Raw genomic sequence first — 18,742 nt, 5'->3', positions numbered from 1 at the left:
AAAATTATGGCAGTAGAAGGCAATATTAAATTGTCCACGATTTGTTATCATTGTGGTGATAAAGTGGAAGATACTCCTTATATTCTGGAAGAACATACTTTCTGCTGTCTTGGTTGTCAGACAGTATATCAGATTTTGCATGAAAACAACATGCAAAGTTACTACCGCTATAATACCCATCCTGGGAAATCTCAAAACTCCGACAAGCAAGATCTGAGCTATTTGGAAGAACCCAATATTATCTCCAAATTGGTGGATTATCAAGATGAGCAAATTGCCATAATTACATTCTACATTCCTGCAATTCAGTGTAGCTCCTGTATTTGGCTGTTAGAAAACTTGTATAAGCTCAATGCTGCGGTTAAATCATCTAAAGTTGATTTTATGAAAAAGCAAGCTAGCATTACCTTTAATAAGCAAGAACTTTCTTTGCGTGCATTAGTAGAGCTTTTACAAGATATTGGATACGAGCCAAAAATCACTTTGCAGGATGTCATCAAAGAAGGAAAGAAAATCAATCAAAATGGATTAATTGCTAAAATTACGGTAGCTGGTTTCTGTTTTGGTAATTCCATGATGATTAGTTTTCCGGACTATTTTGGTATGGGCGCTTTCGAACGAGAATATGCGAGTTTCTTTGGGTATATGAATCTCGCTTTTGGTATTCCAGTTTTGATTTACAGTGCTTCTGATTATTTCAAATCGGCTTGGAACAGTTTAAGGCAAAAGCGTTTGAATCTTGATGTTCCTTTGGCTTTAGGAGTTCTAGTGTTGTTTTTACGTTCGGCTATTGAAATTATTACCCAAACTGGTCCAGGATTCATGGATACGCTTTGTAGTTTAGTATTCTTCATCCTAATAGGAAAATGGGTGCAACAACGTACTTACTATCATATTTCATTCGAGAGAGATTATCGTTCGTATTTTCCTGTTGCGGTAACGGTTTTGGAAGAAGATAAAGAAATACCAAGACAGATTTCGGATTTGAACATTGGCGACCGTATTTTGATTCGCAATAATGAAATTATTCCAGCTGATGCAATTTTATTGAAAGGAACTGCTTCTGTGGACTTTAGTTTCGTAACTGGGGAAAGTAAGCCTGTAGAAAAAGTATTGGGCGAAGTTGTTTATGCTGGTGGACGACAAATCGGTGGGGCTATCGAATTGGAGGTTGTAAAAGCGGTTTCACAAAGTTATCTAACTCGTCTTTGGAACAATGAATCTTTCAAATCCTATGAGAAGAAATTCGATACGTTTGTGGGCTATATCAGTAAATATTTCACCATTGTATTGGTAAGTATTGCTGTATTGGCTTTGGGATTCTGGTTCTTTAATGGGCAAGCTGATAAAGCTTGGGGTGCTTTTACAGCTGTATTAATTATTGCATGTCCTTGTGCTTTGGCTTTGAGTTCGCCATTTACTTTGTCTGCTGCTTTGAGTATTTTCGACAAGAATAAACTTTATATCAAGAATACTTCAGCTATTGAGCAAATGGCGGCAATTGATACTGTTGTTTTCGATAAGACAGGTACAATCACTTCACCAACGGCTTCGGCGATGTATTTTGAAGGTGAATTAACTCCTATCGAAAAGAATATCTTATTTTCTATTTGTCGAAATTCGAACCATCCATTGAGTAGAGAGATTCTGAAATGGTTAGGTGATTGTCAATTGTTACCAATTTCGAATTACCAAGAAACTGTAGGGAAAGGGCAGTCTGCAGAATACGTAGATTATTCAGTGGCTTTAGGAAGTAGCTCTTTTGTCGGAGTTGCGAAGAAAGTTGAAGGTACAGCTGTTTATGTAAAGATTAATGAATATATAAAGGGTGTTTTCACTTTAGAACAATCATGGCGTCCGGGATTAAATGAAATTGTGCAATCACTGAAAAATGAAGATTATAAACTTCATTTGATTTCGGGAGATAATGAGCGTAGAGCGGAAGCCTTAAAATTAATCTTTCCTGCTGAGTCAAGTTTATTGTTTAATCAAGCTCCTGCAGATAAATTAGCGCGAATAGAACAATGGCAATCGGAAAAATACAAAGTTTGTATGCTTGGTGATGGCCTGAATGATGCTGGTGCATTGCGGAAAGCTGATTTGGGTATTGCTGTTTCTGATGATATCAATAATTTTTCTCCAGGTTGTGATGCTATTTTGGATGGCGAATCTTTTGAAAAACTTCCTGCTTTCTTTAATTTTAGTAAAGACGCAGTAAAAGTCATCAAAATGAGTTTTATGATTTCTTTGTTATACAATGTCATCGGTATAAGCTTCGCTGTACAAGGAACGATGTCTCCATTATTTGCAGCGATATTGATGCCAATAAGTACAGTGACCATTATATCGTTTACCAGTCTAATGACTCGTTGGTACGGAAAGAAGAGGGGATTGATTTAAATTTTAGATATCAGATGTTAGACAATAGACCTTAGATTTTTGTAAACTATACTGTGTTTCAGTTTTCTCAGATCTTATATCTCATATCTAACATTATAATTTTAACTTTTGACTTTGAAAAAATGAACATCATATTCTTATTAATCGGTTTCAGTGTTTTTATTGCTTTAATATTCTTAGTAGCTTTTTTCTGGGCAAATAAAACCAAGCAGTATGAAGATACCTATACACCTTCCGTTCGGATTCTATTTGATGATGAAGTGAAAGAAGGTGAGTCAATTAAATAAAGAGAAATAATGAATTATTTCTTTGTACCTTTGCATCAAATTAATAATTAAAATGCCAAGAGAAACAAAAGAGGGTTTATACCGTGGAATTATTGAGCAGGATGCAGATGGTAATTATTTCTGTGGTCCGTTAATATTGGATTATAAACTCGCTAAATATAATTTCAAATTAGGAGATTATATTAGTGTTAAAAAAGTCGTGAGTAATACAAGTGCCAAAAGCGCAGAAAAATATCCGCATAAGGGAGTGAAATTTTCACTTGCAGACAAAAGAAACGAAGACTAGAAGAGATTTAGGGATTACCTAAATCTCTTTCTTTTTAGAATTATCTGTTATAAGGATATTCTTGAATAAGATTAAAACCTCGTTTTATTAATTCCATATCTTCTTTATTCTGTTTAATCAATTTGATTTCTTCAGTTCCTTCTGTAAAAGATTTAGTCAAAATAATATCTCCATTTTTCTGTATGGAGTAATTTAATTTGAAATTATTGATAGTAATTTCTTTTGTTTTTTCATCTAAAAGAAATTGTTGATACCCTTTTTGGTAATTTGTGTCTCTAATTACTGCTGTTCCTTCAAATTCAAAAATAATATAATTCCATTCATTTGGTATTGATTTAAATGATTTACCCTGGCGATCAACCTTGAATATTCCATTGATAGTCGATTTCTTAAAATAATCCGCTATCATCTTTTGCGTATTAGTGAGAGAGAAGTACTGCGTAACGGCAAATACTATAATAACAATAACTTTCAAAGCTATTAGGCCTTTCTTAATCCAAGGCTTGCTATATTCGGTCTTATCAATTGTTCGAATTTCTGCGGGTTTTCCTAGAATAAAGAATGCATACAAAGTTTTAATATTAGGGAGAAGCAAGAACAAAGACAGTAAAAATAAAGCTGTTGAAACTAATTTAACGGGCACATCAAAAAAATAATTGACTGTCATAATATTGATGCTTGTTGCCATCGTGATGAGAGCTACAATAGTTACAGTTCTACGGAATAGGAGTAATAGGGCTGATATCTCCACTATTCCCATGAAAATATTGTAGCCTTTAGAAAAACCTAAATATGTCCAAGCTAATCCCATTGGAGAAAATTCATGAAGGGGTTGCATCAACCTGTTCAGGGATGGCGGAGGCATTTGTGCATGGAGTAATTTTATCGCTCCATAATTGAATAGCATAAATGCGATGTAATAACGTATTAAAACAGTGAGCCAATAATATAAGTGGTTATATTCTTTCCGATTTCTGTCTATTAAGCTCCAAAGAACAGAACCAAGGACTCCAAGGAGAATAAGAATAGATAATGTCACCCAATCATAAGAGGTGTCGCCACTTCCATTGGAGAATATAGTGTAGTCGTAGGTGTAGTGCAGTATGTTTTTAGCAAACCATGGAGTGAAATCATGGAATAAGGAAGTAATAGGTTTTGTAAGAACATTAAAACACGGATAAGCTTCATTATTAAATACAATAATGAAACATATTATGAATATAAAAGCAAAACGGAATAACACTTTATTGGTGGTGGTCCAGTATAATTGATTGTTCATATCTTTAAGATATGAATTTTTTATTATTTCTTAATAATCTTTCCCTTGTCGGTAATAAACAAAAAATTATACTTCGGATATTTCTTTGCTAATTTCTTACCTTCTTTTTCGCCTAATACCATAATGGAGGTGCTTAAAGCATTTGCAAATTCTGCTGATGGACCATAAATGGTTACACTGGTTAATCCTGTGGATGGATAGCCTGTTTTGGGATTGATAATGTGAGCGTAGCGCTTGCCATCGATTTCGACATACTTCTCATAACTACCCGAAGTTGCTACGGCGCTGTTTTTAAGTTTTAAGATTTTGGCGATGCTTTTTTTGCTGAATGGGTTATTGATGCCAATTCGCCAAGGTTTTCCATTTGGTTGTTTACCCCAGGTTGCAATATCTCCTGAAGCATTTACTATTCCGCTTTTGATTCCTAAAGTTTGCATGAGTTCTCTTCCTTTGTCAGCTGCATAACCTTTGCCGATAGAACCAAAACCTATTTTCATGCCTTCTTTAGCAAGAAAAATAGTGGATTGCACAGAATCTAAAATGATATGCTCATAACCGACTTTTTCAATGGATTTCTGGATGATTTCTTCGGAAGGCTTTTCGGTCATCGAGCCATCGAATTTCCAAACTTTGTCCATCGCTGCGGTACTAATATCGAAAGCACCATTCGATATTTTAGAATATTCCAATGCTCTGTGGGTCAAATCAAATAGTTCTTTATCGACTTTGACAGGTTTGATTCCTGCATTGCGGTTAACTTCCGAAACTTGTGTGTATGGTCGCCATTCTGAAATCAGATTTTCAATACGTTCTATTTCTGCAATGGTCAAATCAATATGTTGGTTTGCTGTTGAGCTGTCTTTGGCTACGATTGTAATTTGAAATTGTGAACCCATTAAAGTCACATTTCGCTCTACGAGCACATCGGATTGCGCAAGTAGCGTAAATGGAATAAACAAAAAAGACAGAATAGCCAAAGCTATTCTATCTCTGAAAATAGGATATGTCTGCATTAATAACAATCTGTTAAGATTTGATTATTTTCTTTGTAATAAGATAGGGGCTTGCCATTGTGTGCGGTCACAATCTTATCTAGCACGGTTTCTACATCTTTTTGCATTTGTAATGCACCACAAATCATAATAACTCCTTCATCATTCAGTAAATTGGCAAAATACACATAATCTCTACGGATTAAATCCATGACATATTGTTTATTTTCCTCTCTCGAAAAAGCAAAATACAATTGTTCCAATTGCCCTTTAGCAATTTCTTGATTCGCCCAATTTTGATATTCTTGCGTCAAGGAATTATTGTGTCTGAAACCTGCATAGAGCGAAACTTCTGTCTTTGCATAATTATTGCTTACCATTCCCAAGAAAGGAGCAATACCTGTTCCATTTGCAATTAATGCAACTTTTGAAGTTGTAGCTGGGAAGTGGAAAGAAGGATTTACCATAATGCGTCCTTCGATAGTATTTCCTTTTTGTAGATTATGCAGAAAACTTGAACCCAATCCATCTGGGAAGAGTTTTACAATAAGTTGAATGTAGTTATCCGATTTTCCGATAGAATAGAACCGCTCACGGTTGTCATTCGCTGGATAAATCGCTAATAAATCGCCCGATTCAAATTTCTGATTACATTTTAATAAGACTTTGAAGGTTGCATTATCTTCGGTAACGGTAGTTTTGTCAATAACTGTGAATTTCTTCAATCTAGGAACTTTGCTATTATAAACTGCTGGAGCAGTAGCCAAAGCGATAAGAGATTTTTCGCTCCACTGATGTGCCCAAGTCACAAATTCTGCTGTTGAACGGTCATTTACGGTATGTAAATCCACTAATTTTTTAGCCCAAGATTGTTGTTCAAGTAGCTGTTCCACATGAAGCGCATACGCACAGAAATCTGGATAGGCTTTTGAACCGAAGCCAACGATAGTAAATTTGATTTCTTGGTTTTGTGGATATTTAGTCAATAATTCTTCGAATTTGGTAGCATTCGATGGAGCATCTCCCAAACCATACGTCGATGTGAAAATCAACAAATGTTTAGCTTCTGGATAGGTTTTGTATTGATTCATTTCTGTCAAGAAAGAACGTTTACCATCCGAAAGCAATTGCTTGTGAATTTGATTTGCAAAGAATAGGGTAGAACCGTTTTCTGAACCAAACAGAATCACAATATTGGCATTCTCAGCTTTGTATTTATTTTTAATCTTGGTGCGTGTACGCTTGAACGTAATCGCAAATCCTGTGTACATGAAGAATACAATATTCAGCGAAGCTAATCCTAAAATGATAGCCCAAATAATATTCGTGCGACCGGTGTGTAAGTCAATATTTATCTTTTCTAGAACGGCAGTATACGGGAATTTGGTTTCCTGCATAATATCGCCATTCACTTGATTGATGGAGACGGTTCGGTCTTTTAACGTAATGATAAAAGGCTCTTCCGCATCGTCAGGAATAAAAGGAAATTCTATTTTCTCAACATCCGCCAATTTGGTGTTTTTGAAGAAATCAATATCCTTTAATTCTTTCGTAACAGATTCATCCGAAACAGCATCGTGTTGGATTTCTACATTATCTTTTTGGAAGAAATCCAACCGCACCATGAAGATTATTGTTCCAGTTAGCGCAATCATAAACACCGGAATCAGCAACCATCTTCCGGTTACGACATGGAAATATTGCTCAAAGAAGTCTTTATTGATTTTATCAAAGAAATGACGGATACCTTGTTGTCTTTTGATAATTAGAATTAATCCACTTATTGTAATCAGCAACAATAAGAATGAAACTACCCCCACAATGGTACGTCCTGTTTCCTTTAAAAATAGGGAACGATGTAATGCCGTTGTCCATTGAATAAATTGCGATTTAGGAATGACTTCGCCAATTTTTTCCCCTGTCAGTGGATTGATGTAGGCTTTTATAGGTTTTCCATCTTCGTCCATTGCTTCGATGGTAACGAAGTCGTTGTGGTCAACCGTGACTTGTAAGACCTCAACATATGCCTCGCGCAAAGCGGGAAGGCTTTGCGCGAGGGTAATATTTTCGAAATTGTCAACGCGATATGCGGGGGATTTCTCTTGTACAGCGTCAATGGCTAAAATCACGCCTGTAACGGAAAGTATTAGCAAAAAAGCAGAAGATAATAAGGCTAATGCATAATGCGCATATCTCCAAATCGATAAAGTCATTGAATATTATTGAACTTTGATAAATCTAATTTGACGGATGTATCCAGTGCCTTTCGCACCTTCTTTGTTGTCTAATGCTTCGGCAGTCAGAGCTACTTCCGCATCTTTTACATGGTATTTTTGGGTTTCTACTGCGGATTCGAAACGTAAATGATACCCTTTATTCAATTTTGCGGTTTCAAATTCGATTACGCGTGTAGAACGCGCACCACCAGCGATAGAAGCTCCTGTGATAGCGTTCAGTTTTTCTTTTTTCTTCACTCTGAACTTATCCCATTCCTTTAAGGTATTGTACCATTCTTCATCTGGACCTAATACACCTAAAGTTTTTTCGTATTGCCCTTTTGGATTTATCAACGAAATAATCACATACGCTTCTTTACCCGAATAGTTTTGCATTTGGATCATGCACTTATATTTAGTCGTCTGTGCGAATGTATTTTGAGAAAAGAATAGAGCAAATAATGCAAGTACGAAAAATTTGATTGTATATTTCATGCTATGTTTATATTATTTCAAAAAGTCGATAGATACGTTGTTGTTTGCTAAAAACTCATTTTCTTTAGCTAGGTCAAAAGCCGTTTCTTCAAATTCTGTCTTCAAGTCTTTTTTAGCACCTAATTCAATAAGCGTTTTTAGGATTTTGTCATCTTTAGCAATTAAAGCCGCTTTGTGTAGAGGTGAGTTACCTTCTTCATCTTGCGCATTGATGTTTGCACCTAATTCAGCTGCTTTCTTGATTAAATCGATATTTTGTTTTTCTACTGCAATATGGAATAACGAGCTACCATCCTGTTGTGGAGCTGTTACGTCAATTCCTGCAGCTTTCAATACATTTAATTTTTCAGCGAAATCATCTACAGCAGGGCCTTGTTGTGGAGCTCCAGGACGAACAGCAGGACGGAAAGAATTAAACCAATAATAAGCTAGGTTATTTCCATCTTTATCCAAAGCTTTTATATCTGCGCCTTTTTTGATTAATACCTCCGCAACTTCAGCAGATCCCGAAGCGATAGCTTTTGTTAAAGCTGTTTCGCCGTTTTCATTTTTAGCATTGATGTTATTGGCTTTTGCCAGTAGAATTTCAATCAATTTCACATCACGACCAGCTGCAGCATTAATTAATACAGTATTACCATCTTTATCCGCTTTTGCGACATCAATATTTTTTGTCAAGAAGTAATTGATGATTTCTGTATTCGGTCTGCGTGCTACGACATGTAGGATTGTTTCTCCATTTGGATTTAAAGCCGCAGGATTTAATTTATATTTCTCTACTAATTGTTGGAAAACCTCCACACCATTTTGTTTTTGACGAGAACCTTGTGTAGCGAAGAATAAAGCTTGGTCAGTTGGTTTTACACCTTTAGCAATTAACTTATCAATTAACTCGAGGTTTCCCAATTTAGCAGCGTAGTCTGCAGCTGTGCGACCGTGAGCATCTTTTGCTGTTAAAGAAACACCTTTAGAGATAAAATAATCGGTGATTTTTAAATCATTATCCGCAGCAATAGCGTACATAATCAAGTTAGCACCATCTTCGAAACTGGCTTTAGGGTCTACACCTGCTTTTATCAAAGCATCATATACTTCTAAATTTTTATTTCCTGTCGAAGCAGCGTATGCAATTACAGCATCGCCATGGCTGTCTTTATAGTGTACATCCGAACCTTTAGCAATTAGATAATTTACTAATTCTAAATTGCCGGCCGCAGCAGCCCATTGAAGGTATGTTCTACTGTGGTGAGTTTTTTTATGTACATCATTACCTTCTTGCTCGATTAAAAATTTAATTACATCGTTAGGAGCTTTCGCATTAATAGCCATCGTAACTGGATCATGAAATCCAGCATTTTGCTCTGAAGGATTGTTTCCTTTGGCAATTTCAGCCTTTACAAGTTCAACAGTTGGACTATTTCTCCAAAAATCTCCACTCATTAAGGTGTTTGAAGATTGTTGAGCTTTCCCGTATAATGAGGCCGCTAACAAAAGCGAGAATAGAAATGTTCTTTTCATTGTATATATCCTAGTATTTGTGTCTTACTTTTATTTAAATTAATTCTAAATAACAAAAGTATGAATTTTTCTAACTATTAAAAATTTTTAAGACTTTAAATCTGAGAAGTATTTGAAATTTTTCGGATTGCGTCACTTTTTGATATTATGATTTTGTTAATAACAGCATTTTTACATACGAATGGCATATAAAATGATGTAGTTCTTATCTTTGCCGCTGATGATGCGCGTCTTACATGTAATAGCTTTATTGAGCTACCTCAACATTTTATGTTTTGAGGTTAAATATTGTTATGCGCAGAATTTGGAGACTATTGCAGTAGGCGAAACTTTTATTGAAGTCGTACTTGAAGATGTACTAAATCTTCACCACAATGAAGAAGCAGAGAAAGTTCCCGAAATCATGTATGACGATTATCGGATTTTTGCTTTATCATTAGGGCTTCTTCCAATAGTATTATACTTCTCTTGGATATTACGTCGTATTTTTGCTTCAAATGAACAGATAAAGCATACCATTTATTATTTAAAAAGGTTAATTCTTCCCGGATATTATACCTTTCTATATCGGTATCGTCCTTTCTAACTACACTATTCTTATTTAAATACATCTAAACCGAGCTATTTACACCAAATGGTTTGGGTTTTCCTATATATTTTTTATTCAAAATCATTTTATTAACTATGAAAATCAAACGTCATTGGTACCCTATTTTGGGCTGTGCACTCGTTTTTACAGCGTGCACGAATGCAAAAGAAAAAGACACAAAAGAGGTCGCTAAAGAAGTTCCTGTTGCAAACTTAGTGCAAATGGATACTGTTATTTACAAAGAATATATTGCCGATATTCAATCGCAACGTAATGTAGAATTGCGTTCAAGATTAACAGGTTTTTTAAATAAAATATACGTCGATGAGGGTGCTCATGTTCGTAAGGGACAAGTGCTTTTCTCTTTGAACGATGAAGAATATAAAGCCGATTTAGCACAAGCGCAGGCAGCATTGAATAATGCTAAAGCTGAAGTGAAGAAAGTAGAACTGGAAATTGAAAGAACAAAAAAGCTTGTTGATAAGAAAATTGTAAGCATTACAGAAGCTGATTTGTTGGAGGTGCAGCTACGTGCAGCTTTATCAAAAGTAGAAGAGGGTGAAGCAATTCTCAATCAAGCGCGTACAAAATTAAGTCACACCCTCATCCGTGCACCTTTTGATGGTCGCATTGACCGTATTCAATTGAAAGAAGGTTCTTTATTGACAGAGGGAGCTTTAATTACGACGATTTCTGATTTGGACAGAGTTAATGTATACTACAATATTTCGGAGTCGGAATATTTGGCTTTAGCAACGGATTCTAGCTTCAAGAAAAATGCATTCAAACAAGAAGTAAAATTGATTCTAGCGAATGGCGAAATATATCCTTATCCAGGAATTGCCGAATTGGTGGAGAGTGAATTTGAAGCGAGCACAGGTTCTATTTCTTTGCGAGCACGTTTTGATAATCCAGCAGGATTATTGAAACATGGTGCTTCTGGAAGAATTGCTGTTCCTACAAATACAGGAGACCTGACTTTTGTTCACCAAAAATCTGTTTTGGAAATACAGGATAAAGCTTATGTGTATGTCGTGGGTTCGGATAATAAAATAAAAATGACCCCATTCCAGAATGGACAACGTGTCGGTCATTATTACATCGTCGAGAACGGTTTAGAACCCAATAGTAAAGTTGTTTTTGAAGGTGTACATGCCTTGCGCGATGGAATGTCTATCAAACCAAAAGAAGTTAACAATTCGCAAGGAGGGATGAAATAGATGTTCGAAACGTATATTAGGAGACCAATACTTTCTTTGGTTATCTCCATATTTATTACATTATTGGGATTGTTGGCGCTATTTACCTTGCCAATTACACAATTCCCAGATATTGTTCCACCATCTGTGGTCGTGACAGCAAATTACACGGGTGCCAATGCCGAGGTGAGTACCAATGCGGTAGCTATTCCGTTGGAAAGAGCGATCAATGGTGTGGCTGGTATGACCTCCATGAATACGGTATCAACGAATAATGGAACAACATTAATACAAGTATTCTTTAAAGTAGGTGTCGATCCGGATATTGCTGCGGTAAACGTGCAAAATAGGGTTACAACTGTTTTGGATGAACTTCCAGAAGAGGTTATCAAAGCAGGGGTGACTACCGAGAAAGAGGTGAATTCCATGTTGATGTACCTCAATCTTTTTACGGATGATGTAACCGCTGATGAGCGATTCATTTATAATTTCACGGATATTAATATCCTCAAAGAATTAAAACGTATCGAAGGTGTTGGTTTCGCACAGATTATGGGTGCAAAAGATTACGCGATGCGTATTTGGGTAAAACCAGATCGTTTGTCGTCATACTCGATTTCTACAGAAGAATTGGTAGAAGCATTGCGTCGTCAAAATATAGAAGCTGCTCCAGGACAAACGGGTATTTCGTCAGATAAGGCGCGTAACATGCAGCAATATGTATTGCGCTACCCAGGTAAATTTACGGAAGTAGCGGAATACGAAAATATTCCAATTCGTGCGAATGCGGATGGTTCTATTATTCGTGTGAAGGATATCGCCGATGTAGAATTCGGTTCTTTGGACTATGAGATGGTTTCGAAAACGGATGGGCAACCTTCTGCATCTATCATGTTGAAACAATTGCCAGGATCAAATGCGCAGGAGGTTATCCAACGCGTGAAAGATCGTATGGAAGAATTGAAAGGTTCAACTTTCCCTCCGGGAATGACCTATACAATGGGCTATGATGTTTCACGTTTCTTGGATGCATCTATTTCGAAAGTTATTTGGACTTTGATTGAAGCATTTATCTTGGTATTCATCGTGGTATTTGTGTTTCTTCAAAACTTCCGCGCTACTGTGATTCCAATTCTAGCAGTTCCTGTGTGTTTGATTGGTGCACTATTTTTCATGCAAATGATGGGATTCTCTATTAACTTATTGACATTATTTGCATTGGTATTGGCTATTGGTATTGTGGTCGATAATGGTATTGTAGTGGTAGAGGCGGTTTATGCCAAAATGGAAGAAGAGCATATGCAACCCATGGAAGCTACATTGGCGGCGATGAAAGAAGTAGGTACAGCTGTAATTGCGATTACGTTGGTTATGTCAGCGGTATTTGTTCCGGTAGCATTCCTTTCTGGACCTGTTGGTGTTTTCTATCGTCAGTTCTCCTTGACTTTGGCTGCATCTATTGTTATTTCGGGTATTAATGCATTGACATTGACACCAGCATTGTGTGCCTTGATTTTAAAATCACCACATGACGCCAAAGAAAGCAATGGTTTAATGGATCGATTCTTTAAAGGGTTTAATCACTATTACGAGAAAATTGCTGGAGGATATAAAGGTTTATTAAATAAAATCGCAGGACGTCGCACAATCACATTGGCCACATTAGTTGGAATGTTTGTGTTGACTTATGGTACGATGTCTATTGTTCCTTCTGGATTTATCCCAACAGAAGACCAAGGTATGGTTTACGTTGCGGTGACAACTCCTCCAGGCGCTACTGTGGATCGTACAGAAGCTGTATTGGATGAAGTAGACCGAATTGCACGTGAGATGGATGTAGTAGAAACTGTGTCTACGTTAGCCGGATATAGTATCGTAACGGAAGTATCTGGCGCATCCTATGGTATGGGGATGATTAACTTAAAAGCTTGGGATGATCGTAAGGAAACTGTCGATGATGTTATGGCGATATTGCGAGAGAAAACAGCACATATTGCGGACGCTACAATAGAATTTTTCCCTCCACCTACAGTTCCCGGATTTGGTAACTCTTCAGGTTTTGAAATGCGTCTTTTGGATCGAAGCGGAAATGAAGATTTAAATCAGACCGCTGTTGTGGTGAATGATTTTATTAGAGCATTGGAAGAAGATGAAGTTATCGAATCTGCAAGTACAACTTTTGACGTGGGTTTCCCGCAATATATGTTGGAAATAGATTATGATTTGGCAGCCAAAAAGGGTATTTCGGTAGAGAATGCAATGAATACATTGCAAACTTTATTGGGAAGTCAGTACGCAACCAACTTTATCCGTTATGGACAGATGTACAAAGTAATGGTGCAGTCCGATGCATTTACACGTCAAAAGCCAGAAGATGTTTTAGCACTTTATGTCAAAACTGCTGATGGCGAAATGGTTCCTTACTCATCATTCTTAACGATGAAACGTGTGTATGGGCCGGAACAAATTACACGCTATAACATGTTCAACTCGGCGATGATTACTGGACAGGCAGCAGCAGGATTTAGTTCGGGCCAAGCGATTGAAGCGGTAGAACGAATTGCAGAAACTTTACCACAAGGTTTTGAGATTGAATGGTCGGGTATGACGCGTGAGCAGAAAATTTCGGGTAATCAAGCTGCATATATTTTCTTATTGTGTCTAGTTTTCGTGTATTTATTATTAGCTGCACAATACGAAAGTTTCTTATTACCGATGCCGGTTATTTTGTGTCTTCCAGCAGGTTTGTTTGGTGCGTTCTTGTTCTTGAAAGTTTTGGGATTAGAAAACAACATCTATGCACAGGTGGCATTAGTCATGCTAATTGGATTGTTGGGTAAGAACGCGATTCTAATTGTAGAATACGCGAATCTAAAACGTAAACAAGGGATGGATGTATTGACCGCTTCTATAGAAGGTGCGGTAGCGCGTTTGCGTCCAATTTTGATGACTTCATTTGCATTCGCTGCGGGTTTGATTCCATTAATGTTGGCTACAGGTGCTGGAGCCTTAGGAAACCGAACAATCGGTACGGCTTCAGTAGGAGGAATGGTGATCGGTACTATTATCGGTGTGATTGTAATTCCTGGTTTGGTGGTTTTATTTTCTAAAAGAAAGAAAGCTAAAATAACTAAAGCAGCTACAGTGATTGCAATTTTCAGCTTATTATTTTCAGCGTGTTCTGTTCCGAAGAAAATGAATGAACAAGAGCTGAAAGCAGAACTTCAAACTGATGCAACTCAAATGTTGACTGATTCTATTAGTTTAGCTGACATAAAATGGAATTCCTTTTTCAAAGATCAATACTTAGTTGATTTAATCAACATAGGATTAGAAAATAATCAAGATTTAAGACAAGCAATTCACCGAATAGAAATCGCACAAGCGAATTTCAGACAGCGTAAGTCGGCATTATTGCCGACATTGGATGCGGCGGTCGAAGGTGGAATTCGTAAGTATGGGCATTATACTGAGTCCGGTATAGGTAACTATGATTCTAACTTTTCTGAAAACCTGACGGCTGATGAAAAATTGCCAGAGCCATTTATTCCAGATTATTTTGTAGGTGTTAGGTCTTCGTGGGAAATAGATATTTGGGGCAAACTTCGTCAACGTCGTGAAGCTGCTTATTTGGGCTATTTGGCGGAAAATGAAGCTACACGTCTCGTTGAAACTGAACTTATAACCAGTATTTCATCCGCATATTTTGAATTGATTGCTTGGGATAGAAAAGTAAAAGTTTACGACCGTAATATTGTCTTGCACGAGCGTGCTTTGGAAATCATCGAGGCACAAAAGGAAGCTGGACGATCGGATGAGTTGGCTGTACAACAGTTCAAATCAATTTTGGCAGAATCTCGCGCAAATAGAGCTTTGGCATTGCAAGAGATTATTAAGAATGAGCACCAAATCAATCAATTGTTGGGTAGGGTGTATCAACCCATTAAAAGGTCGGAAGATGCTGTGTTAGAAAATAGTTTGTTTGCAGAAATGACGTTAGGGTCTTTTGATCAATTAATTTCCAATCGGTTGGACATTCGTCAAGCAGCATTTGATTTGAAGCGTGAATACCGGGAGCTGGATGCTGCAAGATTATCATTTTTGCCATCCGTAGCGATTAGTCCTTATTTGGGATTACAATCGTTCAGCTTTGATAAATTATTCAACTTAGATAAATCTGTGGCTTATGGTCTATTTGGCGGAGTAACTATGCCGATTTTGCGTCAGCGTGAATTGAAATCGCAATATGAAGTGATGAAAGCACAGTACGGCATTGCTTTTTTGGAGTATGAGAAAAAAGTATTGAATGCTGTAAATGAAGTGTCACTTGCGGTGGAGACACAAAAGCTTCTCGCCAATCGAGAGCAATTGGTAGATGATCAAGTTAACGCTTTAGTAGCTTCTACAGAAGCGGCAGAAGAATTGTTCATTGCTGGGCGCGTAAGCTATTTGGATATTATCTCCGCTCAAAAAGGAGTTGTCCAAGCACAAATTACAAAAGTGGACATTCAACGTGAAGATTTATTAAATCAAATCGTATTGTATAAGGCGCTTGGTGGGGGTTGGAAATAATTAGTTAATAATTAACAGTTTCTGTGAAAAGTCTCTCTTTATCGAGAGACTTTTTTATTTAAAACCATTCCATTGATGATTTTGGCGTGTTCTTTGTTAAAGACTGTTAAACTATTACTTAAAAACAATCCTAATTTTTATTATTGTAACAGGTTAGTTACATTAATAATAAGAAATAGGAAGAAATATGAATACAAGCCAGAGACCGACATTACATTTTATCAGCGTATTAATACTAATAATAACAACTACCATCTTTTATAGTTGTAATAAAGGAAAAGCAAAAGAAAAGCAAGATGAAAATTCGGAAAAGCCATTAGCACTCCCGGTGCATGTGGTGGATACGAGTGATGCAGAAACCATCAAAAACTATATTGGAACTATCGAAGGTAAGGTCAATGTAGAAGTTAGACCTCAAGTAGAAGGTATTTTGGAAGAAATTTATGTTGACGAAGGTACTTTCGTTACAAAAGGCCAAAAATTATTTAAAATAGATGCTTCTGCTTATCAAGAAGTATTAAACAATTCTATTGCAAATCAGAATGTAGCGAAGGCGAAGTTAGAAAATGCTAAATTGGAAATTGATCGTTTGAAGCCCTTGGTTTCGAACGAAGTTATTTCGGAAGTACGTTTAAAATCAGCCAAATCCGATTACGATGTTGCGAAAGCGTCGCTTGATCAAGCTACAGCAGCAGTGCGAAGTGCTCAAATTAATCAAGGCTTTACTATTATCACCGCTCCAGTAAGCGGATATATTGGTCGTATTCCTAAACGAATTGGAAATTTAGTTTCAAAAGGAGATAAAGAACCTTTGACAGTACTTTCAGACGTACAAGATGTATATGTTTATTTCTCGATGAATGAATCTGATTTTCTTTATTTTTCAAAGCTGAAAATTAAAGAAGATAGCTTGAATGGTATCAAGAGAAATAATAATGCGCTGAATTTTCCGGATGCTACCTTAATCTTAGCGGATGGGGAAGAATATACGTCTAAAGGAGTAGTGGATGCGATTAATGGTCAGGTAGACCGTACAACAGGGGCTATGTAAGATCGGAGCGAAGTACGAACAACCAAATTTGAAACTTCCTTCCGAATACCGTGGAGGCTTTGAATCCAATGGTGATAGTGCTTTATTCTCCGTAAAATGGAGAGAATTCTTTAATGACCCCTATTTAGTGGGGTTAATTGATTCGGCGTTAGCAAATAATTTTGATATGCGTATTGCATTGAAGAATATTGAAATCGCTAATAGGAACCTCCGGATAAATAAATCGGAATACCTTCCTTCAGTGGATGCGAATATAGGTACTGTCAATAAGCAATACCGTTCTAAGGATTTTTATTCGTCGGCATCTTCCAAGTGGTATGACCAAAAGGGAGAGAAAGCACCAGAATCTTTGTTTACTTATCAATCACAGTTCTCATCAGGACTATCGTTTAGTTGGGAATTGGATGTTTGGGGCAGGATTGCAAATGAAGGGGATATTTTAAAAGCGGATTGGCTCAATACGCAGGAAACTCGTAATGCTGTTCAGACAAAATTGATAGCAGATATTGCATCGGGATATTTTAACTTATTAAAACTGGATGCACAAATCGAAGTAGCCAAGCGTAATCTATCTTTAAATGATAGCACTTTGCGTATGATAAAGTTGCAATTCGATGCTGGTGAAATTACAGCTTTAGCTTTACAACAAACAGAATCCCAACGTTTATTAGCGGCCTCCATGATTCCAGAATTGGAAAAGGATATCGTCATTCAAGAGAATGCGTTGAGGATATTGATAGGAGAGATGCCTAACGCTATAGAACGAGCTGATTCTCTGTCTAACACCTTAGTGAATTTTGATGAACAAAATATTTCTTTAGGAAGTCCATTAGAAATAATTCGAAGACGTCCTGATATTAAAGCAGCGGAATATGATGTTATAGCAGCAAATGCTGATATGAATATTCAACAAATCATGCGTTATCCGCAATTAAGTTTGAGTGGTGTATTTGGCGTGAATTCTATGCTACCTAAAAATTGGTTTAATATTCCAGGGGCACTACTGGGAGGGATTGCAGGCGAATTAACTACTCCAATTTTTAAAAATAAAAAACTTAAAAATATATATGAGGTAGCTAAAATAGACCGGGAAAAAGAAGAGTTAAATTTTCAACGTACAGTCATGGAGGCTGTTTCGGAAGTTTCTAATACTATTACTACAGTAGATAAGCAAAAAGAACAACTAGATTTATCCAATCAGCGTGTTGCTAATTCGCAATTAGCAGTGAAAAATGCTTTATTATTATTTAAAAGCGGCTATGCGACCTATCTTGAGGTAATTACTGCTCAAAGTAATGCGTTGAAAAGTGAATTGGATTTATTAGAGATTAAACAAAAACAATTAAATAGTTATGTGTCTCTTTATCGCGCCTTGGGTGGAGGATGGGATTAGGTTTTATTTTGAAACGAAAAATAAAACTCAGATTCACAATTATTTATAGTTTCTATAAAAAAAATTCCTTTCAAACCCTTGGAGTCAATGCCTAAAAGTTTCTATCTTTGCACCACTCCGCAAGGGAGGAACGGTTAGAAGTAACCATGAAATAGGAGGATAGAGACGGTTTAAACTGAGAAATCAGTGGAAACAAAAAGCCATCCCTGACGGGAGGTAAACAAAAAAAAAACTTCAAATAAAATTTGCGGTTTAAAATAAAGTTTCTACCTTTGCAGTCCCGACGGAAACGAAGGGAAAACAAAAAAAAGATAAGTACAGCAGTAATGCTCGGAATGTAAGTCAAAGCGCGATGCGGCGACGAATGAAGTTCTTTAAGAAAATGATCATGTAGCGTAACGAGTAGTTTGAGAAACAACGAAAGTTAAAAAAATCAAACCTTAGTCAATAACGGAAATAGATATT

General features: G+C 36.7%; 13 protein-coding genes. 8 read left to right on the top strand and 5 right to left on the bottom strand.

Annotated features, from left to right (window positions below; all coding sequences use genetic code 11):
- Positions 1-6: 6 nt before the first annotated feature.
- The 3 genes from H8B04_RS14540 (at position 7) to H8B04_RS14530 (ending at position 2,973) form a co-directional block, all read left to right on the top strand.
- Complete coding sequence (locus H8B04_RS14540) at positions 7-2,400, top strand: heavy metal translocating P-type ATPase (RefSeq protein WP_165291870.1); 2,394 nt, start codon at positions 7-9, stop codon at positions 2,398-2,400.
- Positions 2,401-2,522: 122 nt separating this feature from the next.
- Positions 2,523-2,687 (top strand): cbb3-type cytochrome oxidase assembly protein CcoS, encoded by a 165-nt coding sequence (gene ccoS, locus H8B04_RS14535; RefSeq protein ID WP_165291871.1) that lies wholly within the window; start codon positions 2,523-2,525, stop codon positions 2,685-2,687.
- Between the two features lie 52 nt (positions 2,688-2,739).
- Positions 2,740-2,973, top strand: coding sequence for a hypothetical protein (locus tag H8B04_RS14530; RefSeq protein WP_165291872.1), 234 nt, complete (start codon positions 2,740-2,742; stop codon positions 2,971-2,973).
- Positions 2,974-3,013: 40 nt separating this feature from the next.
- Here H8B04_RS14530 and H8B04_RS14525 read toward each other — a convergent pair whose 3' ends face one another.
- Genes H8B04_RS14525 through H8B04_RS14505 form a run of 5 tightly spaced genes read right to left on the bottom strand, consistent with a single transcriptional unit; the run spans position 3,014 to position 9,473 of the window.
- Positions 3,014-4,252 carry a hypothetical protein gene (locus tag H8B04_RS14525; protein ID WP_165291873.1) on the bottom strand — a complete coding sequence of 413 codons (1,239 nt, stop codon included), beginning with the start codon at positions 4,250-4,252 and terminating at the stop codon, positions 3,014-3,016.
- A 23-nt stretch (positions 4,253-4,275) separates the two neighbouring features.
- The gene (locus H8B04_RS14520) at positions 4,276-5,265 is read right to left on the bottom strand and encodes an FAD:protein FMN transferase (RefSeq protein ID WP_165291874.1); all 990 of its coding nucleotides are present in this window, start codon (positions 5,263-5,265) and stop codon (positions 4,276-4,278) included.
- A complete protein-coding gene (locus H8B04_RS14515) occupies positions 5,265-7,457 on the bottom strand; it encodes a PepSY domain-containing protein (RefSeq protein WP_190302808.1) in 2,193 nt (730 codons plus the stop codon). Before H8B04_RS14515 ends, H8B04_RS14520 begins: the two co-directional genes overlap by 1 nt.
- A 6-nt stretch (positions 7,458-7,463) precedes the next feature.
- On the bottom strand, positions 7,464-7,955 hold the full coding sequence (locus H8B04_RS14510) for a DUF2271 domain-containing protein (RefSeq protein ID WP_165291876.1): 492 nt from the start codon (positions 7,953-7,955) through the stop codon (positions 7,464-7,466).
- A gap of 12 nt (positions 7,956-7,967) precedes the next feature.
- Positions 7,968-9,473 carry an ankyrin repeat domain-containing protein gene (locus H8B04_RS14505; protein ID WP_190302807.1) on the bottom strand — a complete coding sequence of 502 codons (1,506 nt, stop codon included), beginning with the start codon at positions 9,471-9,473 and terminating at the stop codon, positions 7,968-7,970.
- A 220-nt stretch (positions 9,474-9,693) separates the two neighbouring features.
- On the opposite strand from H8B04_RS14505, the gene H8B04_RS14500 reads away from it, so the two are divergent.
- From H8B04_RS14500 to H8B04_RS14480, 5 genes are all read left to right on the top strand, one after another.
- On the top strand, positions 9,694-10,059 hold the full coding sequence (locus H8B04_RS14500) for a hypothetical protein (protein ID WP_190302806.1): 366 nt from the start codon (positions 9,694-9,696) through the stop codon (positions 10,057-10,059).
- Between the two features lie 98 nt (positions 10,060-10,157).
- Positions 10,158-11,282: an efflux RND transporter periplasmic adaptor subunit gene (locus tag H8B04_RS14495; protein WP_190302805.1), complete on the top strand. Its 1,125-nt coding sequence runs from the start codon at positions 10,158-10,160 to the stop codon at positions 11,280-11,282.
- Positions 11,283-15,833 carry an efflux RND transporter permease subunit gene (locus H8B04_RS14490; RefSeq protein ID WP_165291880.1) on the top strand — a complete coding sequence of 1,517 codons (4,551 nt, stop codon included), beginning with the start codon at positions 11,283-11,285 and terminating at the stop codon, positions 15,831-15,833.
- Between the two features lie 187 nt (positions 15,834-16,020).
- Entirely contained in the window at positions 16,021-16,884 is an 864-nt protein-coding gene (locus tag H8B04_RS14485) for an efflux RND transporter periplasmic adaptor subunit (RefSeq protein ID WP_190302804.1), read from the top strand.
- 28 nt (positions 16,885-16,912) lie between these two features.
- The gene (locus H8B04_RS14480) at positions 16,913-18,277 is read left to right on the top strand and encodes an efflux transporter outer membrane subunit (RefSeq protein ID WP_223815444.1); all 1,365 of its coding nucleotides are present in this window, start codon (positions 16,913-16,915) and stop codon (positions 18,275-18,277) included.
- Positions 18,278-18,742: the final 465 nt, after the last annotated feature.

Source organism: Sphingobacterium litopenaei, from assembly GCF_014692495.1.
Taxonomy (GTDB): Bacteria; Bacteroidota; Bacteroidia; order Sphingobacteriales; family Sphingobacteriaceae; genus Sphingobacterium; species Sphingobacterium litopenaei.
Note: the sequence above shows the minus strand (reverse complement) of the source record. Positions and strands in the feature narration are given on the sequence as shown.